The organism is Parabacteroides sp. APC149_11_2_Y6 (genome assembly GCF_054506995.1).
In genome coordinates this window covers 4,157,215-4,176,762 of record NZ_CP173709.1, presented here as the reverse complement: position 1 = coordinate 4,176,762, position 19,548 = coordinate 4,157,215, and the positions used below count along the sequence as shown (strand labels likewise).

The following is a 19,548-nucleotide window of genomic DNA, read 5'->3' as shown; positions in this document are numbered from 1 at the left end:
TACATTCTATCTTTTAGTGCAAACAATCTGATCTTTGTATTTTAAATTAATGATACTGTACTTTTCCCATCCTACTTTAGGGATTGCCTTCTCATAGAAGAGGCGCAAGTTATCGAGCTTCTCTTCAAAATCGGCAAAAGTTCCAAGTACAATTCTGTGGTTACCTACCCGGGGGATCAGTTCCACTTCGTTATCCGGATGAACATAAATTTGTTCGATTTGATTATTCCAGAAATCATTCTCCTGCAAAAATAATGCAAATTTGTATAAGTCGGTTACTGCCAGCTCTTTTTCCACGTATCCGCTTGCAACAGGAACGTGGGCTACATAACGGCGGCTTACCGGCATTTTTGTTCCCCGGTTATCCACGTAATAATTTCCACGCGGACTTATTATCCGCAAGATAGGAATTTTTTGCTCAACTTCGAGTTTTACGATGCCGGAAGGTGTTTTATAAGCTTCCACATTGGCTATCATCTCATTTTTCAGCAGTTCTGCTTCTATCTTGTCTGTGTTAATTTCATTCATCGGTTTCTTGAGCGGGTCCAGGTTGGCATTTCTCAAGATATAAGTCAAATCCTTATCGCTAATAAAGTGTTTATCCAGGCTGTCTACAACGATAACCTGGAGGGCACGGCATTGACTATCCTGTCTCATTTCCCGAAAAAAGAAAGAGACAAACACGATGTAACAAAATAACAACGTCGCAGCTATTATGGATACGATACGGATCACAAGCTATTCTTTTTTATCCAATATGTGTTTAACCGGTTCTACCAGTTGCTCAATATTACCGGCTCCAACCATTAGTACAACCTCAAGGTTATTAACTTCGGCAGCAATCCGGTTCAGTAAATCTTCTTTGCGAACCATTTTCTTATTGGGGATAGTTACCGCATCAAAAATAATTTGAGAAGTAACACCCGGTATCGGTTCCTCGCGTGCCGGATAAATATCCAACAGGATTAACTCGTCAAGTAAAGATAAACTTTCAGCAAAATCAGTAGCAAAATCACGTGTACGGGTATATAAATGAGGTTGGAAAACCCCTGTGATTTTACGACCGGCATACAATTCCTTTACAGACTGTATGCTGGCTTTTAATTCAGCCGGATGATGTGCATAATCATCTATCAATACAATATTTTCTTTCTTTAAATGGAAATCAAAACGGCGTTTCGGACCAGCGAAACTTGCCATGCCTTTCCGTATTTCATCGGGAGTTACTCCGTTTAACCATGCCAGGGCAATAGCTGCAACTCCGTTTTCGACATTCACTTTTACCGGAACTCCTAATTGTATATCGGAAATAGTGATAGTGGGGCCGACAAAATCAAAAACAATCTCGCCATTTCCTATCCGGATATTAGTTGCATAAAAATCTGCTTCTTCTGTAGCTGAATAGGAAAAAAGTGAGACATCCTGTTGAAGGATTGGGGTCACATTTATCCCTTTCTTCATAATCAGGCACCCCCCCGGTCGAATGAGCGATGTAAAATGTTCAAAACTTTCACGGTAAGCTTCCGGAGTTCCATAAATATCCAAATGGTCCGGGTCGGCGGCTGTAATAACTGCCATATAAGGTTTCAGCCAGTGGAAAGAACGGTCGAATTCGTCTGCTTCAATGACGGTCAGGTCACTATGTTCGGAAAGCATCAGGTTACTGTCATAATTTTTCAGGATTCCTCCAAGAAAGGCATTGCAATCCACATGAGACTGTTTCAACAGGTGGGCAACCATTGATGAGGTCGTTGTTTTTCCGTGTGTGCCGGCTATACATAAACCTCGTGTACAGTTGGTTATTTCTCCCAGCACACGTGCCCGTTTCATAATTTCAAATTCATTATCCCGGAAATAAGATAATTCCGTATGGGAATCCGGTACGGCTGGTGTATATACAACCAGAGTCTTTGCCGGATCTGTAAAATCATCCGGTATCAGCATTACATTATCCTCATAATGAATGGCTGCACCTTCATAATTTAATTGTTCTGTCAGACCGGAAGGTGTTTTATCATAACCGGCTACTTTTTTCCCTTTTGACAAAAAGTAGCGGATTAAGGCACTCATTCCAATGCCTCCGGCCCCTACAAAATATACAGATGTTATATTGTTAATATCCATGATTGTCTTTATTCTTATAGCACTACAAAGATAATATTATAAAGTGCTATTTTACTACTTCAAACTATTTACTTCCCATCTATAATTTTTACTATTTCATCCACGATACGTTCTGCACTTTGATGTTGAGCCAATGTCCCTATATTTTGTGCCAATTGTCGCAGGAGTTTGTCATTTTGAATAATTTCCAGCGCTTTGGGCACTAATAGTTGCCCTGCATCCTTATCTGGAACCATGATTGCAGCTTCCTTGTTTACCAAAGCCATGGCATTTTTTGTCTGATGGTCTTCTGCAACATTCGGTGAAGGTACCAGGATAACAGGTTTTTTCAACAGGCAAAGTTCTGAAATAGAACTAGCTCCTGCGCGCGAAATAACAATGTCAGCTGCAGAATAAGCGTAATCCATACGGGTGATAAAGTCGGAACACCAGACAGGCATCCCCCGGTAGGCTTTCAGATGCTTTATTGCGTCTTCCTGATAGTAGCGTCCGGTTTGCCAGATGACTTGTACACCGGAAGCAAATAATTTATCCAAGTCTCCCTGGATACTCCGGTTGATGGTGCGTGCTCCCAAGCTTCCTCCGACAACCAGAATTGTTTTCTTTTCGGGAGAAAGTCCGAAGAAAGATAAAGCTTCTTCACGTTTTTCCAAAGCTTCTTCCAAATCCTTGCGAACAGGATTGCCTGTTATGACAACCCGCTCTGCCGGAAAGAATTTCTCCATACCTTCATATGCCACGCATATCTTTTCTGCCTTTTTTGCCAATAATTTATTGGTTACTCCGGCATACGAGTTCTGTTCCTGGATTAAAGTCGGGATACCTTCCGATGCCGCCATCCATAATGTGGGACCGCTGGCATATCCGCCGACTCCTACCGCAATATCCGGTTTAAATTCCCTGATAGTCCTTTTGGCCAGTTTGAGAGATTTTACCAAGCGGCGAAGAACTTTTATGTTGTTGAATACATGTGCACGGTCGAAACCACTTACCGGTAAACCGATAATCCGGTAACCGGCAGCCGGAACTTTTTCCATTTCCATACGGTCTTCTGCTCCGACAAATAATATTTCTGCTTCCGGAAAACGATTTCGGAAGGTATTAGCTATTGAGATAGCCGGAAAGATATGTCCTCCGGTTCCTCCGCCGCTTATGATAATCCGGTATTGCTTCATAGTTTCATATCATTACGTCTGTAGGATAATTATATCTATCCTCAGGCGGGTATTATATTTTTGTTTCTTTGTCTATCTCTTCTAAAGATGCGACAGCCGATAATGGGCTGGAGTTACCTACCGGACTTTCGACATCCGGAGCCTGTATATTTTCAGTTGTTGTATCCTCAATGTCTTCCTCGGAGTTCTCTGTTTCTTCCTCATTTCCCATGCCCGCTCCGAAACGGCTTACGCTAAGAATGATTCCGAAATAAATGCAGGAAATAACGGTTGATGTACCTCCACGGCTTACGAGAGGCATCGGTTGTCCGGTAACCGGTATCAGGTTTACTGCAACAGCCATATTGGCAAGAGCTTGTACCACAACCAGCAAACCACATCCCAATACCAGGAATTTAGGGAATAGTTTGTCACATCTTCGGGCAATCATTCCTACGCGGACTAATAACATAATGTAAAGGAGCAGTACAAACACTCCCCCTACAATTCCGAGTTCCTCTATAATAATCGCATAAATAAAGTCGGAATAAGCCTGTGGCAGGAAATCTCGTTGTTGTCCGTGCCCCGGCATCTGTCCGAAGATACCTCCTTGTGCAATTGCTATTTTAGCATGGGATACCTGATAATTATCGTCTGTAATTTTATAAATTCCATTCTCGTCAAATTCAGTGTCTTTAGGCTCGGAGAAGCGTTCCACACGAGCTTGCCAAGTGGCAAAACGGTCTGGCAGGTATTGGCTTATACCGGCAGGCATGAATTTTAACAAAGACAGGAACAGGAGCAAGGCGATAAGTAATATTCCTCCGAGTTTAGCCAACTTTGAAAAAGGAAGTTGCCCGATAAACATCATCAGGAAGGTTACCCCGAACAACATAAATGCTGTGGAGAAGTTCTCAGGTAAAATTAAAACACAAGCGGTTCCGACGCCTATCAGAATGTACTTGAATATTTGATTTTCAGAATATTTACTTCGTTTGCTAAGCAAAAAAGCTATATAGACGACAGAGGCAAGTTTTGCAAACTCCGATGGTTGAAACTGTATACCGAATAAATCCAGCCAGCGATGTGCATCATTCGCATTTACCCCTATAAACGGCGTGACAATCAGCATCAAAACCGATACCGGCAGTAAAAGAATGAATACCGAAAAGAATTTGCATGGAACATTGTGTAACAATAATACCACCACAAAGCCGCCGAGCAGGAAAGTTGCATGACGCATGATGGGTGCCCATTGATTCACATTCTTATAGGCGATTGTACTGGTCGCACTAAAGACTTCCACTGCCGAAATAAGGCAGAGGAACATGAATATAACCCATATTACACGGTCACCTTTAAAGAGTTTACTCGCCAGATCCATACTATTTAATTACAAATTACGTACGCATGCTTTAAATTGTTCGCCACGATCTTCATAGCTTTTGAAAAGGTCGAAACTTGCACAGCAAGGTGATAAAAGTACAGTATCTCCTTTTTCTGCCAGCTTATAAGCCTTGGAAACAGCTTCTTCCATCGAACGGGCATCTTCAATTGTTGCAACTTTGCCATCGAAGAATTTATGTAATTTACTATTATCCACTCCCAGGAAAATTAAGGATCGGACTTTTTGTTTTACTAACTCTTCTATTTCTGTGTAGTCGTTTCCTTTATCTGTCCCTCCTAAAATGAGAACCAGCTTCGTGGTCATGCTCTGTAACGCATACCAGCATGAATTGACGTTTGTTGCTTTTGAGTCATTGATGTAATCAACACCGCGTACGCGAGCCACTTTTTCAAGACGGTGCTCTACACCGGTAAAGTCGCTTAATGAGGCACGTATTTTCTCATCCTGGATATCTACCACCTTGGAGGCAATACCTGAGGCAAGCGAATTGTACAGATTGTGTGTCCCTGTTAATGCCAATAAATCTTGATCCATTGTAAACGTTCCGTTTGGAGTTTCAATTATTATCTTATTGTTTTCCGTATATCCCTTTGTTCCTGTTTCGTGTGTTCCCGCAAAAGGGTAAAGAGTTGCCTCCGGATGGCGCTTGGCTATCTCACGGGCAATGACCGGGTCATCGTTCCAATATATAAAAGCATCTTTTGCTGTTTGGTTCTGCAAGATACGAAATTTTGCATCAATATAATTCTGCATTTCATAATTATAACGATCCAGATGGTCGGGGGTTATATTCAGGAGAATAGCAATATCAGCTTTGAAGTCATACATATTATCAAGCTGAAAACTACTCAGTTCGATAACATAAACAGCATGAGGATCTTCTGCCACCTGTAAAGCAAGGCTGTTTCCTACATTACCTGCCAGTCCAACATCCATACCTGCTTGTTTCAGGATATGGTAGGTCAACATGGTAGTGGTAGTCTTTCCGTTGCTGCCTGTGATACAGATCATTTTAGAGTTTGTATATCGTCCGGCGAATTCTATTTCGGAGATGATATGCGTACCTTTTTCTTTCAGTTTTTGAATAATCGGGGCCTTGTCGGGAATACCCGGACTTTTGATTATTTCGTCGGCATTAAGAATGTCGGCTTCGGTATGCAGTTTCTCTTCCCAATGAATGGAATGAGCATCCAGCATATCCTTATACTTAGGTTTGATAGACGAAAAATCGGATACGAAAACATCGAAACCTTTCGCCTTTGCCAGTATGGCGGCTCCTGTCCCGCTTTCACCAGCCCCTAATACTACAATTCTTTTCATCTCTTTATCTTATCTTAAGTGTGATAATCGTGATAGCTGCCAACACAATGGTTACAATCCAAAAACGAACCGTTATCTTTGATTCATGGAATAGTTTATCCGGTTTTGTGAACATTACGCTGCATCCGGGTTCAATCAGGTTCATTGAAGTACGGAAGTGGTCATGTATCGGCGCTCGCTTAAAAAGCCGTTGTTTCACTCCTTTCTTCTTTCCTGCTTTATAATAAAACCGTTGTAAAATCACCGACAGGTTTTCTACCAGAAATACCCCGCAAAGAATGGGTATCAGCAATTCTTTGTGGATAATAATAGCGAAAACAGCAATGATACCGCCGATAGTAAGACTTCCCGTATCTCCCATAAAAACCTGTGCCGGATAAGCATTGTACCAGAGGAATCCGATAAGCGCACCTATAAAAGCACAGATAAATATAACCAGTTCCTCACTTCCGGGAATATACATGATATTCAAGTAGCTGGCAAATTCGATATGGCTCGACACATAGGCAAGTATTCCCAATGTAAGTCCGATAATGGCGGAATTACCAGCCGCCATGCCATCCATTCCATCATTGAGGTTGGCACCATTGGATACGGCGGTTACTACAAATATGGTAACGATAACAAACAATATCCAGCCGGCAGTCTGGGCGTATTCACCCATAAATCCCACTAAATCGGCATAATCAAGGTTATTACTTTTGAAGAAAGGAATCGTTGTCTGAGTGGATTTCAAGTCATGCGTGCCATGTATCACTTCGATTTCATGTTCTGACTTTTGAACCTCGAAATTCTCACGGATTACTACATCCGGACTTAGATATAAGGTTAATCCTACGATTAACCCGAGGCCGACCTGCCCGATAATTTTAAATTTGCCGTGTAGCCCTTCTTTATCTTTTTTGAAAATTTTGATATAATCGTCAGCAAACCCCAGTGAGCCTAACCATATTGTAGTGATAAGCATCAATATCATATAAATATTGTGCAGTTTGCCCAATAATAAGCAAGGAATCAGAATCGCAACAATGATAATGACACCTCCCATACTGGGCACACCTACTTTATCAACTCCGAATGGGTCGATTTTAGCGTCGCGTTGTGTTTCGGTAATTTGTTTCCGTTTCAGTAAATTAATGAATTTGTCTCCCCACATACTTGAAATCAGCAATGCCAGGATAACAGCCATCAATGCGCGGAAAGAGGTGTATCCGAACATTCCCGCACCGGGAAAATTGAGCTTATGCAGCCATTCAAACAGATAATATAGCATAGTTGTATCTACGTTGGACTATTTTACCCGGCAAAACCGTCAAACAGTCAATGAAAAAATATCTTTTAAAATTTCCGTATCATCGAAATGATGTTTTATTCCTTTGATTTCCTGGTAATTCTCGTGTCCTTTCCCGGCAACCAGAATCACATCGCCTTTTTTTGCTAACATGCAAGCCGTACGGATTGCTTCTTTGCGGTCGGCAATGCTCAATGTTTTCTTTTTATCCGTATTGTCCAATCCTGCCAGCATATCGTTGATAATATCCTGAGGCTCTTCGAAACGAGGATTGTCGGAAGTGATAATCAATTGGTCGCTCGATTTGGCAGCTTCTTTTGCCATAATAGGGCGTTTGCCTTTGTCCCTGTTTCCTCCACAGCCAACAACTGTGATTACATGTCCGTTGCCATCCAATACTTCATGAATACTATTCAGCACATTAACCAAAGCATCCGGTGTGTGGGCATAGTCTACAATCGCAGTATATCCTTCCGTGGACTGGATGGTCTGGAACCGTCCTGATACCGAATGCAAGGTACTCAGTACAATCAGTGTTTCTTCCGGATCTTTCCCTAAGGAAACAGCCGCACCATATACGGCTAACAGGTTGTAAGCGTTGAAACGTCCTACAAACTGTACGGTAACTTCTCGGTTGTTTATTAAAAGTTCGGTCCCTTCAAAATGGGATTCCAGTATTTTACCTTTAAAATCAGCCAGTGTACGAAGCGAATAGGTCAGCTTCTGTGCTGCCGTATTTTGTAACATGACAAGCCCGGCTTTATCGTCTGCATTCGTAATGGCGAATGCAGTGGAGGGCAGGTCATCGAAGAATTTCTTTTTTGCTTTCAGATAGTTCTCCACTGTCTTATGGTAATCCATATGATCCCGTGTCAGATTAGTGAAGATACCACCGTCAAAAAACAGTCCGCTGATACGTTTCTGGTCGATGGAGTGTGAACTTACTTCCATGAATGCATATTCACAACCAGCCTGAACCATCTTGTATATCAGGTTGTGCAGGGTAATAGGGTCGGGTGTCGTATGCTCTGTCGGAATAGCTTCTCCATCGATATAGTTGCAAACGGTAGATAATAATCCTGCCTTATGTCCCATTTTTCGGAACATTTCATAAAGCAAGGTTGCGATAGTTGTTTTTCCGTTTGTTCCTGTTACGCCAACTAATATCAGTTTTTCCGAAGGATTGTCATACCATGTGGAGAGTGCCAATCCCAAGGCTTCGGCCGAATCTTTGACAAGGATAAAAACCGGATTTTTTTCAACTATAAGTGCTTCGGGGACAGACGGTATTTCTTCGCATATAATTGCTGTCGCTCCTTTTTCTATTGCTCCATTTATATATGTATGACCATCTACAACCGTTCCCCGTACTGCGACAAAAAGATAATTATCTTCCACTTTGCGGGAATCAGACTGGATACCTGAAATTTCTTTATGAATATCACCTTTAATTTCAAGTACATTCAATGATTGAATAAGTTTTTTTAGTTCCATGCTTTATCTTAATGTTAATGAAACGGTTTGACCTTTGGATGCACGTGAACCGGGGGATATGGATTGTGATACCACTTTTCCCATTCCGCTCAACGTTACTTGCAGACCTTTACTTTCCAATAGATAGACTGCATCTTTAGCCCCCATTCCGACTACATTCGGTACGAGGTTTTCGCGAATAGGAACATCCTTCAAGATAATTTCTTTTTCATCATCATCCTTTTTGGCTGTTACCCATTTGGTTTCGATACTGTCTGTATTTGCATCTATATCCAGTTTATTCAGTACATATTTTAGCGGGTCTAATTCTCCGGCTTTAGGTTGAGGCATAAGAACAGCAGTCGAATCGGTATCCATCTTCTTTATGTCGATAGGCATATAGGCGGCATATATTTTCTCGGCAATTGATTTAACCACACCTCCGGACATGGTTCCTCCCGAAGGATAACCGATACGGGGTTGGCGGATAACTACGATACAGGAATATTTCGGTGCATCTGCAGGGAAATATCCGCAGAAAGCGACTTGGTGTCCGCTTCTCCGGTATACACCGCCGGATGCGATTTGTGCCGTACCTGTTTTACCTGCTATCCGGACAATATTGGAATGAACAGCCTTGCCTGTTCCCTTTTCAACAACGCCAAGCAACATATCCTTAATAATATCCAGTGTTTTGCTTGAACAGATAGATGAATTGACAACTTCTGTAGAAAAACTCTGAATGGTTTTTCCGTTGTGGGAGATTTCCCTGGTGAATATAGGGCGAACCATTTTCCCATTGTTAGCTATGGCATTGAAAAATGCCAGCGTATAAATAGGCGGTATCTGGGTTTCGTAACCGAAAGACATCCAGGGTAATGCGGTTTTCGACCAATAATGTGCCGTATCATTCGGCATCCTGATTTTAGCACGTCCGGCTCCCGGTATTTCCAGTTTCAGGTCTTTATTCAAACCGATTTTATATAAGCCTTCAACAAATCTTGTCGGATTTTTCTCATATCCTTTCAGGATTGTTTTTGCCACCCCGATATTGGAAGAGTACCAGATCGCTTGTTCTACAGAGATACGTCCGTAACCTCCTTTATTATTATTATGGTCGGTCATACGTGCTCCCTTATACATATATATACCGTTGCCTACGTCCACCGTATCACTGGGGTGACAGATTCCGTCTTCAAGAGCTACCATAATGGATGCCACTTTAAAGGTAGAACCCGGTTCTGTCTCATCGGCAACTGCATGATTCTTTTCTTCACCGTATACCCCTTCGCGTATACGTCCCATATTGGTAATTGCCTTTATTTCCCCGGTTTCCACTTCCATTACCACAGCCGTACCTGAAGCTGCGTCGATCTTTTTCAACATGTCGACCAGCGATTTTTCTGTAATGTCCTGAATGTTGATGTCAATGGTTGTACGGATGTCCATGCCATCTACCGGTTCTATTTCCGTAACGTTTGTCCAGGCACCACCAACACGGCGAACAGAGCTTAACCCTGCTTCTCCGCGTAATAGACTGTCGTATTGCAGCTCCAGACCGTTTTTACCTTTTGTCAGTCCTGTGGTAGGGTCTATTTCCCCGTAAATATCCCCGATGGTACGTGATGCTAGCGTTCCGAAAGGCTTCTGGCGTTGAACCATTTCTTTAGTGTAGAATCCGCTTTTGTTGCGATTTAACCGGAGAAACGGATATTTCTTTATTTCTTTCAGGTCGGAGTAGGAGATACGTCCTTCAATCAAAGGATATTGCCGGTTATTTTTTTTCATGTTCAGCCCCCGCAACAAATGTGCTTTGTATCCTGCCGGCGTCCGGTTTTTAAATTTTTTGGAGAGATAGAACGACAGAGAATCTACTCCGTTCCGTTTAGAATGGAGGAATGAATCTACATTCAGCCCTTCTGCCTTGAAATCGATATATGTATAATACCGGGGAACGCTGGTTGCCATCAATTTACCATCGACAGAATAGATATTTCCACGTCCGGGTGCTACCAGTAAATTCGGGCGTTTTTGGCTTTCAGCAACTTTTACCCATTTTTCTTTTTCAATAAAAGCCGTATCGAATGCCCGTACCAAGACGCCGATTGCCACTAATCCGAGGAATAGCACGACAATAAAGTAACAGAATAAAATCCGGTTACTTTTCGGGGTTACTTCATTTGGTTCGATTTCTTCAGCCATATTTATTTGTATAATTCATAAGGCGGGTTTTGAGCCGCTTCAAGTTCTATACCTTGTTCTTCAATTAATAATTCTATTTGCGACTGACGACTGTTTCCCGTCAGCTCGGAGGAAATGGATAAAGCTTCGAAACGAATATCCCGAAGTTGCCGCTGGAGGTGGTCTATCTCCCGTAGCTTTTGCATACAGGTATACCGGTTGCCGATGAAGAAGAAAACCAAAACAACCACAAGGACTATCATCTTTGTGTGCTTCACGATGAAATCTTCTTTTAAGATGCCACCGCCTATGATGTATAAAAAGGAAAGCCGTCTTTCTTTTTTCTTTTTCTTTCGTTGCTCCATATAACAAACTCCATTTTTGTATTGAAAACCGATTGTTTAATTTTCAAGATCCAATTTCTCCGCTATTCTTAGTTTGGCACTTCTTGAACGGGGATTCTTTTCTATTTCCTCGTTGGAAGGGACCATTACTTTATTGTTGACCAACCGGAACGGCGATTTGATATTTCCAAAAAAGTCCTGTTCTATTTTCCCTTCGAAATTACCTGTTTTTAGGAAATTTTTCACCAAACGGTCTTCCAGAGAATGATAGGTGATAACTACCAGTCTGCCTCCCGGTTTTAAGACCTCCATTGTTTGTTGAAGCATATCTCTCAGTGCCTTCATTTCATCGTTTACTTCTATGCGAAGTGCCTGAAAAACCTGGGCAAGAAATTTCTTTTCCTTGTCTTTCCCGGTAAAAGGCTTGATAACTTCCAGAAAATCTCCGATTGTTTCTATTTTTTTTGTTTCCCGGCTACGAACCAGCAATGAAGCCAGTTTACGGGAAACTTTCAGTTCACCGTACAGATAAAATAAATTGGCCAGTTCTTCTTCCGGGTATGTGTTTACAATATCGGCGGCAGTTCTTCCGGCACGTGTATTCATACGCATATCCAAGGCTCCTTCAAAGCGGAAAGAGAAACCTCGTTCCTTGTCATCGAAATGATGGGAAGAAACGCCCAGGTCGGCCAGTAAGCCATCCACATTGCCTGCGGCGTTGTGGTACCGCATAAAATTATATAAATAACGGAAGTTACTGCGGACAAAAACAAAACGAGCGTCCTCCGGTATATTACTTTCGGCGTCGGCATCTTGGTCAAATCCATAAAGTCTCCCCTTGTTATCTAGCCGGCTCAGGATTTCGCGCGAATGTCCTCCTCCTCCAAATGTCACATCTACATATATTCCTGAAGGGTGAATGCTTAATCCCTCTATACTTTCCTGAAGCATTACCGGTACATGATAGCAAACCTCTTTTTCTTCCATTTATTCGCTATTCTGTTAAACTGTTCCTTAAAATAAAGCAATATAGTTGTCTGATTTACTAAGCATTGCTCTATTGGAGGGTAAAAGTACGCATTTCCTTTTTTAACCGCCAAGAAATATAAGAGAAAAGTAACAAAAAGTTTTCAACAGGTAAGGGGATCGCTTTGTTATTGGCTGGTTATGGAATAAGATGCTTTCTTTTCGATTCATAGTTATGTTTTTTGAAAATCATAGTTATGATTTCGGAAAACCATAACTATGATTTGACATTTGACTTTGTCTGAAACGAGTTGACTTTTCCCAATGTTTTCTATCGAGTTCACTTTTCTGTTCTTTAGCCGGGTTTCTTTCATTTTGACACTTTGATAAAATAACCTCTTCCCAGTGGGCCTGTATGGATAAAGATCCGGGAGGGATTGCGAATATGCTCTTCTTGCGAGGTTTGTCTTTGTTGCTTTGTTTGTATAGTTGTTAGAATGTTTACTAATTAACATTGTGTATGGCCGTATCTAAGCATATTGTTATGTTCTATGGTATATAATAAATCTATTTGATATTTAGGTTAGGTCTTATTTTACAACCATTATAGCATTGCCTCTCTGTTCTATAGCATCAAAAACCAAGATATATATGCTTTGATTTCAAAACATATATGCTTTAAAGTCGAAACATATATGTTTATCTGCGCGGATAGTTGTATTTAGTTGCAGAAATAATTGGAATTAGTTGCAGGGATAGTTGGAAATATCCTCCGGGAAAACGGAAAAAGGTTCCGGATAGTGCACAAAAACCTCCTTTTTACCGGAAAAAAGAGCCTGAAATTCTCTGGAAAGACCTTTTTGTTAATAGGTAGTGTCACCGGGAAAGGCTTTATTCTGTAAAAATGAAACTACATAAGATAAAATGCTGACATTATGTCTTCGATGTTTTTCCATCCGGTTATGACGACCATAAAAGGCTAGCCAAAACGTAGCATGATTTCCCATAACGGGTAGCATAAATGAAAAAACAAGTAGAAGAAAATGGAAAACGTCTGTGAATAAGCATGATTTCCGACAAAAAATACTACTTTTGTGCCCTGCATGTAATGTATGGAACGATGGCTAATGATGAAATGAAGCAAATCTGGAAAGTTCCGGAACCGACTCTCAGAAGGTTACCGTGGTATCTTGCCTTTTTGAAATTAATGAAAGGGAGAGGTGAGGCTTTTGTGTCATCTACCCAGATTGCCAAGGAGATAAATGTGGATTCCAGCCAAGTGGCGAAAGATTTGTCGTTTGTAAATATTACAGGGAAAACGCGTGTAGGCTATGAAGTGGATACGTTAGTAGACGTGTTGGAAGACTTCTTAGGTTTCACTTCCCAGCATAAAGCTTTTCTGTTTGGTGTCGGAAGCCTGGGAGCTGCATTGTTGCAGGACTCAGGTTTGAACCAGTATGGTCTTGAGATTGTAGCCGGTTTTGATGTCCGCAAGGATTTGGCGGGTTCTGTTATCAATGGTATTCCTGTTTATCATATGGATGATTTTCCTGTTATGCAGAAGAAATACGGGGCAACTATCGGAGTAATAACCGTTCCGGTTGAGAAGGCCCAGGATGTCACAGACCATATTATTGCAGGTGGTATCAAGGCACTTTGGAATTTTACCCCTTTCCGTATACGTGTGCCGGAACATATAGTTGTGCAAAATACGTCTATGTATGCTCATTTGGCGGTTATGTTCAACCGCTTGAATTCAATAAGTCACTGATATGAAAATTATTGCAGTAGGAATGAATTATGCAGCTCACAACAAAGAGTTGCATCATACACTGGAACTATCCGAGCCGACCATCTTTATGAAGCCGGACTCTTCTTTGTTGAAGGATGGCAAGCCATTTTTTATTCCGGATTTTTCCTCTGAAATACATTACGAAACGGAAATTGTAGTAAAAATAGACCGTTTGGGAAAGAATATAGCGGAACGTTTTGCCCATCGTTACTATAATGAGATAACTGTGGGGATAGATTTTACTGCAAGAGATTTGCAAAGTAAACTTCGTACCAATGGTTTGCCTTGGGAAATAAGCAAGGCGTTCGATAATTCGGCGGCTATAGGCGATTTTATTCCGGTAAGCAGAGTGGAAGATGTGGATGCGATTCCTTTCCATCTGGATATAAACGGGAATAAAGTGCAGGAAGGTAATACGAGGGATATGCTTTTTTCTATTGATAAGATAATCGCTTATGTTAGTCGCTTTTTCACTTTGAAAATTGGCGACTTGATTTATACCGGTACTCCGGTAGGTGTCGGACCAGTCAAGATCGGTGACCAGTTACAAGGTTATATAGGCAATGAAAAGCTATTGGATTTTTTTGTCCGGTAATTTTAGAAAGAAGCAGATTTAGGTTATTTGGTAGTTAAAAATTGAGTTCGAATGTTTAATTTTGCTCTCTACTTTATAAAAAACCTATAATATAAGGATATTTATCCAAAAAATCATGCGAGTTCCGAAGGATTATCTATTTTTGTAGTAGTAACTGAGGATATTTTCCATTTTACGCTTAAATGAGTATAATCAAAGGACGAGTTCTATATGTGATTTCGTTCTTTTAAAGATATTAAGATAAAAACAATTTTACGGTTTGTGTGGGTTTGGTGATTTCTTAGGTAATTACCACCTAAGTATCCCGGGAGGGTGAACAAGCATCCGATTTATATTTAAATACTAAAATAATGAAATTAAAAGTACGTCTGCCAGTAATCTTGTGAAGGATGGGCGCAGAGAAACAGACTCCGGGAGTATTGAACTTTCGGAGTTTTGTTTTATCCCGGGAAGACCTTTATTTGTTTTATTTCGGGGATTTCTATAATATTGCATTTCGCGAACCACTAATAGTTTATCGTTAATGGAGTTTTATACACAGATTTCTATTCCCAAAGGAATACATCCTTTGTCATATAAGGAGCAAATAGTGCTTTTGGGTTCTTGCTTTGCAGAGAATATAGGACGGAAATTAGAAGAAAGCAGGTTCCGGACAGATATAAATCCGTTTGGAACACTTTATAATCCGGCTTCCATTGCAGTGGCTATCCGAATGTTGTTGCATCCGGAACGGTTTGAAGACCACGATTTGTTTCAACATGAAGGAGTATATCACAGCTTTTACCATCATAGCCGCTTTTCGTCTCCGCAAGCCGTGGAGTGTTTGAATTCTATTAATCAACGGCTGTTTTCTTCTTCTCAAATCATACGTGAAGCGGAACATTTGATTGTTACATTGGGAACAGCATATGTTTACAGGCTGACAGCTACCGGACAAATTGTATCCAATTGTCATAAGTTACCGGAGAAGATGTTTAAAAGGGAAATGCTTTCCGTCCAGGAAATAACGGATGAGTGGAAAAATACCTTGCTTGCATTGTGGGAGCAGAATCCGGATTTGAAAATTATTTTTACCGTAAGTCCTATTCGTCACTGGAAAGACGGGGCACATGCCAACCAACTGAGTAAAGCAACATTGCTATTGGCAGTGGATTACCTGCAAAAAGAATATCCGGAACAAGTTGCTTATTTCCCTGCTTATGAGATTATGATGGATGAATTGAGAGACTACCGTTTTTATGCAGACGATATGTTGCATCCTTCGGTTCAGGCGGTGGAATATATTTGGGAGCGCTTTCGGGAAACTTTGTTCTCAAAAGAAGCCCTGGAGATTTTTAAAGAGTGGAATGAAATACAAAAGGCTCTTAACCATAAGCCTTTTCAACCTCAAAGTGAGGGGTATAAACGCTTCATCTCGCAAACTTTGTTAAAGATGGAACGACTTAACGATAAATTCCCTTACTTTGATATTACAAATGATATAGAAACGATACGAAAGAAGTCTTAAACAATACAAAGAATGGAATATTCAGTTAAAGATATAGCCGAAATTATCGGAGCGAACGCTAAAAATATGCACGATGATAAAATCAGTATTTTACTTACTGATAGTCGTCGTCTTTCATTTCCGGAACAAAGCCTTTTTTTCGCTTTGAAAACAAAAACAAATGATGGACATAGTTATATTTCTGAATTATATAAACTCAGGGTCCGCAATTTTGTGGTGAGCGAGTTCTGCCCGGAGTTTGAAGCATTGGATGATGCTTGTTTCCTGGTAGTGAAAGATACGTTGAAAGCTTTGCAGAAACTGGCTGTTTGCCATCGCAAACAATTTAATATACCTGTGATCGGAATTACCGGTAGCAATGGCAAAACGATTGTAAAGGAATTTTTGTACCAATTGTTGCATAACGAATTTAATATTGTACGTTCTCCACGTAGTTATAATTCACAATTGGGAGTACCTCTTTCTGTCTGGCAGATGACAGAAAAGAATACACTGGGTATTTTTGAGGCTGGTATTTCACAACCGGACGAAATGGAACGTTTGCAACCGATTATTGTCCCGACTATCGGCGTTATTACAAATATAGGAGAAGCCCATCAGGAGAATTTTATTTCTTCCACCCAGAAATGCATGGAAAAGCTGGGTTTGTTTAATGATTGTGAAGCCATTATTTATGATGGGGACAATGCCTTTATTGCGAATTGTATCGAAGCTGCTTGTTTGTCCCATAAAGCAATCACATGGAGCCGTACGGACTCGGATGCTCCACTTTATATAGAATCGATAGAGAAGAAAGAAAAGGAAACAATTATCCATTGTACTCTGCTCGGTCTGGACAGGGTTTATTCTATTCCTTTTACCGACGATGCTTCTATTGAAAATGTTATTCATTGCATGGCGGTTATGCTCTATCTGAAACCTACCAGCGTGAATGATGTGGAGAAATTCAAACAATTGGAACCTGTTGCTATGCGTCTGGATGTGAAGCAGGGCATTAATAATTGCCTGTTAATAAATGATACCTATAATTCAGATATAAACTCATTGGATATAGCGCTGGATTTCCAACAGAGCCGCCGTATGGGAAATAACCTGAAATGTACATTGATTCTGTCTGACATATTACAGTCCGGAACATTGCCCAAATCTTTATACAAGAAAGTGGCGGATTTGGTACGGCGTAAAAAAATAGACCGGATTATCGGAATAGGACGCGACCTGAAAGAATATGGTGGAGTCTTTGAAATGGAAAAAGAATTTTATTTGACAACAAAGGAGTTTATCCAGTCGCCTTCATTTAAGAAATTTAACAATGAATTAATTCTCATAAAGGGTTCCCGCCGTTTCCATTTTGAACAGATATCAGAACTGCTTGAAAAGAAAGTGCATGAAACGATATTGGAAGTGAATCTGGATGCCATTGTCCACAACTTCAATTATTATCGCTCCAAACTCAAACCGGAAACTAAGATGGTTTGTATGGTGAAAGCTTTCGGATATGGAGCCGGTTCATATGAATTGGCAAAAACGTTACAGGAACACCGTTGCGATTATCTGGCTGTTGCTGTTGCCGATGAGGGTGCGGAATTGCGTAAGGAAGGTATCTCTATTCCTCTGATTGTGATGAACCCGGAATTTAGCAGCTTTAATGTTTTATTTGAAAACCAACTGGAACCGGAGGTGTATAGTTTCCGTTTGTTGGATGCTATGATAAAAGAAACAGAGCGCAGGGGGATCACTTCATATCCTATACATATAAAGATTGACACAGGTATGCACCGTTTAGGTTTTCAGCCGTCGGATGTTCCGGCTGTTTGCGAGCGTCTGAAAGAACAAAGCGGTGTTGTGGTACGCTCTGTCTTCTCCCATTTGGTCGGTAGCGATTCGTATATCTTTGATGAGTTTACACATAAGCAGTTGGATACGTTTACCGAGGTTGCATCGGTCCTGGAATCCGGATTGGAATATAAAGTAATTAAACATATCCTGAACTCTGCAGGTATCGAGCGTTTTACGGATTACCAGATGGATATGGTACGTTTGGGGATCGGTCTTTATGGGGTAAGTGCTTCCGGACAAAAAGGTCTGCGGAATGTAAGCACACTGAAAACGACGATTTTGCAGATTCAAAATGTGCCGGAGGGGGATTCTATCGGATATAGCCGTATGAGTTATGTGAAACGGGATTCCCGCATAGCGATTATTCCAATCGGTTATGCAGACGGATTGGACCGTCATTTCAGCAATGGGGGAGGTGAAGTCCTTGTAAATGGTCATCGTTGTCCGATTATCGGTAATATATGTATGGATGCTTGTATGATAGATGTAACGGATATCGATGCACAGGAGGGTGATCCGGTTATCATTTTCGGCGATGAGTTGCCTGTCTGTGAGTTGTCTGATAAGCTAAAAACGATACCATATGAAATTCTAACTTCTGTATCGCCACGTGTAAAAAGGGTGTATTACAGAGAATAATTGGTCATGTTGCACAAAATCCGTATCTTTGTGCCGATAAGTTAAAATAAAAGGTATGAGTCACAATTTATTGAAAGGCAAGCGAGGCATTATTTTCGGTGCGCTGAATGATATGTCTATCGCCTGGAAGGTAGCGGAAAAAGCCGTTGAGGAAGGTGCGACAATCACGCTGAGTAATACTCCTATTGCTGTACGTATGGGGCAAGTGGATGCTTTGGCGGAGAAGTTGCATGCGCAAGTTATTCCTGCGGACGCTACCAGTGTAGAAGATCTGGAAACTGTATTCTCTAAATCAGTAGAAATATTGGGTGGTAAGATTGATTTTGTTTTACATTCTATAGGAATGAGTCCGAACGTACGTAAAAAACGTACTTATGATGACTTGGACTATGATATGTTGAGTAAAACATTGGATATATCGGCAGTTTCTTTCCATAAAATGTTGCAGGTTGCCAAAAGGCAGGATGCTATTTCCGAAGGTGGTTCTGTTGTTGCATTATCTTATGTAGCCGCACAGCGTACATTCTTCGGATATAATGACATGGCAGATGCCAAGAGCCTGCTGGAATCTATTGCACGCAGTTTCGGTTATATTTATGGACGTGAAAAGGGAGTTCGTATTAATACGATATCCCAGTCACCTACATTAACAACAGCCGGTAGCGGTGTGAAGGGTATGGATCATTTGATGGATTTTGCGGAAAAGATGAGCCCTCTGGGGAATGCCTCTGCAGATGAATGTGCCGACTATTGTGTGATGATGTTCTCAGATTTCACCCGCAAGGTGACAATGCAGAACTTGTTCCATGATGGAGGCTTTTCAAGCATGGGGATGAGTCTCCGTGCGATGAATCAGTACAGTAAAGGTTTGGAGGAATATACTGACGAAAACGGTCATATAATTTACGGTTAATA

15 protein-coding genes are annotated in these 19,548 nt (G+C 41.0%); 5 read left to right on the top strand and 10 right to left on the bottom strand.

From position 1 onward, the window contains the following. Positions 1 to 6 precede the first annotated feature (6 nt). From ACGE0T_RS17410 to rsmH, 10 genes are all read right to left on the bottom strand, one after another. Entirely contained in the window at positions 7 to 735 is a 729-nt protein-coding gene (locus ACGE0T_RS17410) for a cell division protein FtsQ/DivIB (RefSeq protein ID WP_459187847.1), read from the bottom strand. A 3-nt stretch (positions 736 to 738) separates the two neighbouring features. After that, positions 739 to 2,124 carry a UDP-N-acetylmuramate--L-alanine ligase gene (gene murC / locus ACGE0T_RS17405; RefSeq protein ID WP_459187846.1) on the bottom strand — a complete coding sequence of 462 codons (1,386 nt, stop codon included), beginning with the start codon at positions 2,122 to 2,124 and terminating at the stop codon, positions 739 to 741. 68 nt (positions 2,125 to 2,192) lie between these two features. Next, the gene (gene murG, locus ACGE0T_RS17400; RefSeq protein ID WP_459187845.1) at positions 2,193 to 3,299 is read right to left on the bottom strand and encodes an undecaprenyldiphospho-muramoylpentapeptide beta-N-acetylglucosaminyltransferase; all 1,107 of its coding nucleotides are present in this window, start codon (positions 3,297 to 3,299) and stop codon (positions 2,193 to 2,195) included. Between the two features lie 52 nt (positions 3,300 to 3,351). Then, positions 3,352 to 4,662: an FtsW/RodA/SpoVE family cell cycle protein gene (locus tag ACGE0T_RS17395; protein WP_459187844.1), complete on the bottom strand. Its 1,311-nt coding sequence runs from the start codon at positions 4,660 to 4,662 to the stop codon at positions 3,352 to 3,354. Positions 4,663 to 4,671: 9 nt separating this feature from the next. Continuing rightward, positions 4,672 to 6,006, bottom strand: coding sequence for a UDP-N-acetylmuramoyl-L-alanine--D-glutamate ligase (gene murD / locus ACGE0T_RS17390; RefSeq protein ID WP_459187843.1), 1,335 nt, complete (start codon positions 6,004 to 6,006; stop codon positions 4,672 to 4,674). A gap of 4 nt (positions 6,007 to 6,010) precedes the next feature. After that, the gene (mraY, locus tag ACGE0T_RS17385) at positions 6,011 to 7,279 is read right to left on the bottom strand and encodes a phospho-N-acetylmuramoyl-pentapeptide-transferase (RefSeq protein WP_459187842.1); all 1,269 of its coding nucleotides are present in this window, start codon (positions 7,277 to 7,279) and stop codon (positions 6,011 to 6,013) included. Positions 7,280 to 7,318: 39 nt separating this feature from the next. After that, positions 7,319 to 8,791 carry a UDP-N-acetylmuramoyl-L-alanyl-D-glutamate--2,6-diaminopimelate ligase gene (locus tag ACGE0T_RS17380; RefSeq protein WP_459187841.1) on the bottom strand — a complete coding sequence of 491 codons (1,473 nt, stop codon included), beginning with the start codon at positions 8,789 to 8,791 and terminating at the stop codon, positions 7,319 to 7,321. A gap of 3 nt (positions 8,792 to 8,794) precedes the next feature. Further along, on the bottom strand, positions 8,795 to 10,972 hold the full coding sequence (locus ACGE0T_RS17375) for a penicillin-binding protein (RefSeq protein ID WP_459187840.1): 2,178 nt from the start codon (positions 10,970 to 10,972) through the stop codon (positions 8,795 to 8,797). Positions 10,973 to 10,974: 2 nt separating this feature from the next. Next, positions 10,975 to 11,316 carry an FtsL-like putative cell division protein gene (locus tag ACGE0T_RS17370; protein ID WP_459187839.1) on the bottom strand — a complete coding sequence of 114 codons (342 nt, stop codon included), beginning with the start codon at positions 11,314 to 11,316 and terminating at the stop codon, positions 10,975 to 10,977. Between the two features lie 36 nt (positions 11,317 to 11,352). Next, positions 11,353 to 12,282: a 16S rRNA (cytosine(1402)-N(4))-methyltransferase RsmH gene (rsmH, locus tag ACGE0T_RS17365; protein WP_459187838.1), complete on the bottom strand. Its 930-nt coding sequence runs from the start codon at positions 12,280 to 12,282 to the stop codon at positions 11,353 to 11,355. A 1,099-nt stretch (positions 12,283 to 13,381) separates the two neighbouring features. Between rsmH and ACGE0T_RS17360 the strand changes: the two genes are divergently transcribed. From ACGE0T_RS17360 to ACGE0T_RS17340, 5 genes are all read left to right on the top strand, one after another. Then, positions 13,382 to 14,032 (top strand): redox-sensing transcriptional repressor Rex, encoded by a 651-nt coding sequence (locus ACGE0T_RS17360; RefSeq protein WP_459190503.1) that lies wholly within the window; start codon positions 13,382 to 13,384, stop codon positions 14,030 to 14,032. A gap of 1 nt (position 14,033) precedes the next feature. Then, positions 14,034 to 14,648, top strand: a complete 615-nt coding sequence (locus ACGE0T_RS17355; protein ID WP_459187837.1) for a fumarylacetoacetate hydrolase family protein — start codon at positions 14,034 to 14,036, stop codon at positions 14,646 to 14,648. Positions 14,649 to 15,171: 523 nt separating this feature from the next. Further along, a complete protein-coding gene (locus ACGE0T_RS17350) occupies positions 15,172 to 16,155 on the top strand; it encodes a GSCFA domain-containing protein (protein WP_459187836.1) in 984 nt (327 codons plus the stop codon). Between the two features lie 12 nt (positions 16,156 to 16,167). Continuing rightward, entirely contained in the window at positions 16,168 to 18,633 is a 2,466-nt protein-coding gene (locus tag ACGE0T_RS17345) for a bifunctional UDP-N-acetylmuramoyl-tripeptide:D-alanyl-D-alanine ligase/alanine racemase (protein WP_459187835.1), read from the top strand. Positions 18,634 to 18,688: 55 nt separating this feature from the next. Further along, positions 18,689 to 19,546 (top strand): enoyl-ACP reductase FabI, encoded by an 858-nt coding sequence (locus ACGE0T_RS17340; RefSeq protein ID WP_459187834.1) that lies wholly within the window; start codon positions 18,689 to 18,691, stop codon positions 19,544 to 19,546. The last annotated feature ends 2 nt before the right edge of the window (positions 19,547 to 19,548 follow it).

What these genes read in the sequence shown, in the direction of transcription:
- murC (WP_459187846.1), bottom strand. Translation starts at nt 2,124, where the DNA reads ATGGATATTAACAATATAACATCTGTATATTTTGTAGGGGCCGGAGGC.
- murG (WP_459187845.1), bottom strand. Translation starts at nt 3,299, where the DNA reads ATGAAGCAATACCGGATTATCATAAGCGGCGGAGGAACCGGAGGACAT.
- ACGE0T_RS17395 (WP_459187844.1), bottom strand. Translation starts at nt 4,662, where the DNA reads ATGGATCTGGCGAGTAAACTCTTTAAAGGTGACCGTGTAATATGGGTT.
- murD (WP_459187843.1), bottom strand. Translation starts at nt 6,006, where the DNA reads ATGAAAAGAATTGTAGTATTAGGGGCTGGTGAAAGCGGGACAGGAGCC.
- mraY (WP_459187842.1), bottom strand. Translation starts at nt 7,279, where the DNA reads ATGCTATATTATCTGTTTGAATGGCTGCATAAGCTCAATTTTCCCGGT.
- ACGE0T_RS17380 (WP_459187841.1), bottom strand. Translation starts at nt 8,791, where the DNA reads ATGGAACTAAAAAAACTTATTCAATCATTGAATGTACTTGAAATTAAA.
- ACGE0T_RS17375 (WP_459187840.1), bottom strand. Translation starts at nt 10,972, where the DNA reads ATGGCTGAAGAAATCGAACCAAATGAAGTAACCCCGAAAAGTAACCGG.
- ACGE0T_RS17370 (WP_459187839.1), bottom strand. Translation starts at nt 11,316, where the DNA reads ATGGAGCAACGAAAGAAAAAGAAAAAAGAAAGACGGCTTTCCTTTTTA.
- rsmH (WP_459187838.1), bottom strand. Translation starts at nt 12,282, where the DNA reads ATGGAAGAAAAAGAGGTTTGCTATCATGTACCGGTAATGCTTCAGGAA.
- ACGE0T_RS17360 (WP_459190503.1), top strand. Translation starts at nt 13,382, where the DNA reads ATGGCTAATGATGAAATGAAGCAAATCTGGAAAGTTCCGGAACCGACT.
- ACGE0T_RS17355 (WP_459187837.1), top strand. Translation starts at nt 14,034, where the DNA reads ATGAAAATTATTGCAGTAGGAATGAATTATGCAGCTCACAACAAAGAG.
- ACGE0T_RS17350 (WP_459187836.1), top strand. Translation starts at nt 15,172, where the DNA reads ATGGAGTTTTATACACAGATTTCTATTCCCAAAGGAATACATCCTTTG.
- ACGE0T_RS17345 (WP_459187835.1), top strand. Translation starts at nt 16,168, where the DNA reads ATGGAATATTCAGTTAAAGATATAGCCGAAATTATCGGAGCGAACGCT.
- ACGE0T_RS17340 (WP_459187834.1), top strand. Translation starts at nt 18,689, where the DNA reads ATGAGTCACAATTTATTGAAAGGCAAGCGAGGCATTATTTTCGGTGCG.